This window comes from Pedobacter borealis DSM 19626 (assembly GCF_000708285.2).
In the GTDB taxonomy this organism is placed as follows: domain Bacteria; phylum Bacteroidota; class Bacteroidia; order Sphingobacteriales; family Sphingobacteriaceae; genus Pedobacter; species Pedobacter borealis.
This window is the reverse complement of sequence record NZ_JAUG01000165.1, coordinates 1-4926: the sequence shown is the minus strand read 5'-3', so window position 1 is coordinate 4926 and position 4926 is coordinate 1. Positions and strand designations below refer to the sequence as shown.

Below are 4926 nucleotides of genomic sequence, written 5' to 3'. Positions count from 1 at the left end.
AACCTGAGTTCGATAATTATTAGCTGAAAATCATTTCTTACATACGCCTAATCCAGCTTTATCGTCCTGCTGAATTTATTTCAGCATCTTTTTAGCGTGAAAGACCCTGAAATAAATTCAGGGTGACGACCGCCTTAACTGAAAACTTAATTAAAACGTCACAACGTGAGATTTAATAATTCGAACTCAGGTTAGAAGCTAAACCTAAAATAAATAAAATATGTGTTGAAGGCACATTCTTAGTTTAATACTGGTTAATAGCCTAAGAATAAATAATGAATTAAATTTTAATGATTTGTTAGCATGCTAACGACTAAAACTGATACACATTTAACATTTGCCCGTTGTTATGAAAACATATGAAACTTTATAATTTAAAACCGAAACCTTGCACAACAAAGCGGTCTCGAAATAAAAGTTTGCGAAAGTCGCAATAATCTTATGTTTGCATATTAAAATTTTGCATATTTAGAAATTTTATTCTGTAATATTTGCATATACATTAAAATTTTTCTAAATTTAGTCTTCCGAGACAGGAGAGAAAGCATAAAACCCCGGCAATTTTGCTGGGGTTTTGTGCTTGGAGAGAATTAATAGAATCGGTTTTTAGTTCAGCGCGAAATTAACATTGATGTTGTATTTTACCCGCACAGGCCTTCCCTTAATAAGGCCAGGGGTCCATCTTGGCGACTTGTTCAATACCCTAAGTGCTTCTTTATCCGTTTCTGGTGATAGGCTTTTAATTATTTGAAAGTCATTTAAAGTGCCATTTTTTTCAATTATAAAAGTGGCGAAAACCTTACCTTTTGTATTGTTCCGCTGCGCTGCTTCAGGGTATTTAATTTCGTGGCTTAAGTATCTATAGAAATTTGAAATGCCTCCTGGAAACCCAGGTTGTTTTTCAACGGATACAAAGTCGTAAACTTTATCAGGGTTATTTTGCGCTTTAATGGAATTATAGCACATAGCAATGCCCGTTAGGGCTAAAAAGATTAGCTTTCTCATTGTTTTTTTATTAAATGTTGATTATTTAGTTTTTCTTGGGAGTTACTTTTGATTTTTTAGTGGTAATAATCACCACTCCATTTTTACCCTTATCGCCATGTAAAGTTATAGCAGACGAATCTTTAAGCACTTCTATTGATTCAATAGATTGCTGATCCAGGTTTTTTATTTCTGAAACTTCTTTCCCATCCACAACATAAAGTGGTTTTGCCCTGGGGTCAAAATCTCGGTTTAGTAGGTATCGCTTCCTAACAGGCATTTCGCAATCAGGTAATGGACGAATACTAAAGCCTGATACTTTTCCATTCAAAGTAAGATCTATAGGTTTTATTGCTTTGTTTTTAAGCCCATAACTGCCTACTGCATTACTTTTGGTTTTAATTTCTATCACCCCTGCCAAACCATCAGTACCATATTTGCTTAGTGCTACATTATCTTTATAAATGCTAATAGATTCAATATTATCAGGATTTACCTCATTCAGGGCAGAGCTTCCCCTGGTATATTGCTTATTCCCGTCTATAACAATCAATGGCTCTAGCGCATCAGTAGCATGTAGGTCTCTCAGCGTTATTTTGGTTGCTTTAGTACTGTCGGCTTTTTGTGCAAAACCAACTAGACTGAAACCCATTATTATGGTAAAGGCGACTATATTTTTCATTTTGGTTAGAATTTTCTTTTAAGTTCGAAAAAATTAGAAGTTTTGTCGATAGTAAGTTCCTTTGCATCCAATGGTCTGAAAGCATTGTTTTTAGATCCTTTACTTGTAATTAGAATTACACCAGCTTTGGCTTTTGGCCCATAAAGACTAACAGCTGCCTGATCTTTTAAAACGGAAATCGATTCTATATTATTTGGATTTATAGTGTTTAGTTGACTATTGTTTGGCAACCTCACACCATCTAAAATGATTAATGCTTCTTGATTAATGCCATCTTTTAAGGTGATCCGGTTTGCTGGTATACTGCTTGTTTTAGTTTCTTTTGTGGGGTCATTGAGTGTGAAATTAACGTTGATGTTGTATTTTACCCTCACGGCTAAGCCATTCTGGATGCCTGGGTTCCATTTTGGCGATTCTTTTATTACCCTCATCGCTTCTTCATCTGTACCACTTCCTAAACCTCTTGTAATTTGGACATCTGATAATGAGCCATCTTTTTCAACAACAAAACTGAGAAAAACTTTACCTTGCACATTATACTCCTGTGCCATTTTTGGATACCTGATGTTGCGACTCAGATATTTATAAAAACTAGCTATACCGCCTGGAAACTCCGGTTGTTTCTCGATCGAAACAAAATCATATACTTTGTCCGTATTTTCAGATTTAGTGACACTGGTTTCTGCTTCGGCAGTTTTAGGGAGATAAGATATGATATTAATCTTGTTCAGATTTACATATCCATCCGATTTAGGTAATAATTTATTCTTAAACTCTTCTGAAGATTCTGGAATTTTAAAACTTACCGTTAAAGCATATTTGCCATCTGCTACAGTTTTAAATCCTTTATAAGATAAAATTGCTTTCATCACTTCTTCATCGCAACCTGCTCCCAGTTCTACATTCGATGTAATATTGGTAACCCTGCCGCCTTTTAGATTAAATTTTATCTGGGCATTACCTTGTACCTCATCGCTGCTGGCTGTGCTTGGGTATTTAATATTTCTTAATAAAAACTGATAAAATCCTTTCCAGTTTACATCTGTTTTACCATCAACCGATAGTTTAGGCGCCGGAATAGCTTCAGTAGGCTCTTCTGTGACAATTGCCTGCACCATTTCGATCGGTTTATCCAAAGGGATCTGGTCAGAAATGGACATTAATTTTTCGTTTTTACGAACGGTTGCAGATGAAAACACAATTAGAACCGCAAAAAGTGGAATAAAAATTCCATACTTCATAATGGCGATCTTTTTAGACCGCTCTTTATGAAGCATGAAAATTCTTTTTTTAATCAACGATTTTTCTAAAAAGCCATTTGTTAAGGTATTTGGCGAAATGCCAAACGACTTACTTAGCAATAACATGGCATATTCAGCTTTATCACCCTGAAATTCGGCAGCAAGTTCGTCGGCTAAAAACTCGTGGATATTTTTAATTGCTTTTTTATAAAGATAAATCACCGGGTTTAGCCAGGTAATAATCCCTATAATTTCGAAAAACAAAATATCTACGGTATGCCATTGTTTGATATGTGCTTCTTCATGAATATCAATCACATCCATTTGTGGCAATTCCCGATCAATTACTTTTTTGCCAAAAAAAGAGAAAGCCGAGCCAGCCCTGCTTATTGAAATGAGTTTTTTAACCGCTAATAGGTTAAACACCAATCTACCTAAGAAAAACAAAATACCTGCGCAATAGATGTAAACGAATGCGTTCCCCCAGTTAAAACCGGTATTGCGCTCCGTTACAATCGTTGCTTGTGCTAATACGGCTTCCCAATTAACTGAAGTGTAAACCTGTTGCGCCGCTTTCTGCTCCGTTAGCCATTCTAAACGGATAAATGGTATAGATATTGACAAAACGCCCGCAGCTACTAAATAAATGCGGTTTAAAGTGAAGTAGGTTTCCTTATCTAACAGTAATTTGTAAAAACCGAAAAAAACAATTAAGTATAAGTTCACCTGTAATAGGTAGTGGGCAAAACTCATTTTGGCTTATGTTTAATTTTGTTAATCATTTTTAAAATTTCATCAACATCGCTTAAATCCAGTTTTTCTTCTTTAACGAAGAAAGAGAACATACTCTCTACCGAATTTTCGAAGTAATTGCCCAACAACTTTTCTGTTGCGTGGCGTTTATATTCTTCTCTACTGATTAAAGGATGATATTGATGGGCCTTACCGAAAGCTTCGTGACCAATAAAACCTTTGGTTTCTAAAATTCTAATAATGGTTGATACGGTATTGTACGCAGGTTTAGGGAGGGGGAGTTCATCAATAACTTCTTTGACGAATGCTTTTTCCAATTGCCATAAAACCTGCATAATCTGTTCTTCGGCTTTGGTTAAATCTTTAATTTCCATAATAGTTAATAATAATAAGGATGATAGCAAATTGCTTTGCCTTAACTAAAGGTAAAACTAATTTATTAGTTGTCCAAATTTTATTGAATAAATTATTGGAAACCTGAGTTCGATTATTAAATCTCACTTTGTGACGTTTTAATCAAGTTTTCAGTTAAGGCGGTCGTCACCCTGAATTTATTTCAAGGTCTTTCACGCTAAAAAGATGCTGACCACGTAGTAGCTACAAGACAATTGAAAATACTATTTCTACTTGTAAAATAAATTCAGCAGGACGATAAAGCTGGATTAGGCGTGTATAAGATATGATTTTCAGCTAATAATTATCGAACTCAGGTTATTAGTAAGTGGCTTGATTTTAAGTGGAGAAATAACCCTTGCAAAGAAGGAAAATAACAGTTTAATAATAGTTCAACTAAACTTCCTTTAACTTTTTATTCAAAGATTTATTAGACTTTTCAGCCTAACTTCAAACACCAAAATATTTTTCGAAAAACGCTCAGTTTATAAAATAAGTTAAAAATTGTTGAATTCAAGAAAAGTACATTAGCTCTGCTAAAAACCGCTATTTTGAACTTGATTTCATGTTGTTAAACAGCGTAAACAATGGGATTATTTGTTCAACAGTAGTCCCCGAAAGTGCATTTGAAGGGAGGATTGAAAAACCCGACTTCTTTTTTTTGGTGCGCCGGGCATGGCAATCGACTATAGGGTTCAAGTCCCGAACACGCTTTGCAGTAGGAAGTGTTAGCCAGAGACAAGTGTGTCGTGGGTGACTGCGAATCTGAAGGAAGTCCGGGGCAAATATGGGGGCTTACGAATAGAAACTGTATACGAGGCGGATCTAGTCTGGGTGATGTTGCCAAACAAACAGAAGCCCAATACTGCACGG

The 4926-nt window shown here is 35.4% G+C and carries 4 protein-coding genes; all 4 read right to left on the bottom strand.

Annotation, left to right across the window (positions count from 1 at the left end; all coding sequences use genetic code 11):
- Positions 1-606: 606 nt before the first annotated feature.
- The 4 genes from AW17_RS23055 to AW17_RS23040 are packed head-to-tail and all read right to left on the bottom strand — an operon-like array spanning position 607 to position 4034.
- Positions 607-1005 carry an energy transducer TonB gene (locus AW17_RS23055; protein WP_051692060.1) on the bottom strand — a complete coding sequence of 133 codons (399 nt, stop codon included), beginning with the start codon at positions 1003-1005 and terminating at the stop codon, positions 607-609.
- Positions 1006-1030: 25 nt separating this feature from the next.
- Positions 1031-1666: a TonB-dependent receptor plug domain-containing protein gene (locus AW17_RS23050; RefSeq protein WP_083488818.1), complete on the bottom strand. Its 636-nt coding sequence runs from the start codon at positions 1664-1666 to the stop codon at positions 1031-1033.
- Between the two features lie 5 nt (positions 1667-1671).
- The gene (locus AW17_RS23045) at positions 1672-3660 is read right to left on the bottom strand and encodes a M56 family metallopeptidase (RefSeq protein ID WP_029280638.1); all 1989 of its coding nucleotides are present in this window, start codon (positions 3658-3660) and stop codon (positions 1672-1674) included.
- The gene (locus AW17_RS23040; protein ID WP_029280636.1) at positions 3657-4034 is read right to left on the bottom strand and encodes a BlaI/MecI/CopY family transcriptional regulator; all 378 of its coding nucleotides are present in this window, start codon (positions 4032-4034) and stop codon (positions 3657-3659) included. The genes AW17_RS23045 and AW17_RS23040 overlap by 4 nt, the downstream gene beginning before the upstream one ends.
- Positions 4035-4926: the final 892 nt, after the last annotated feature.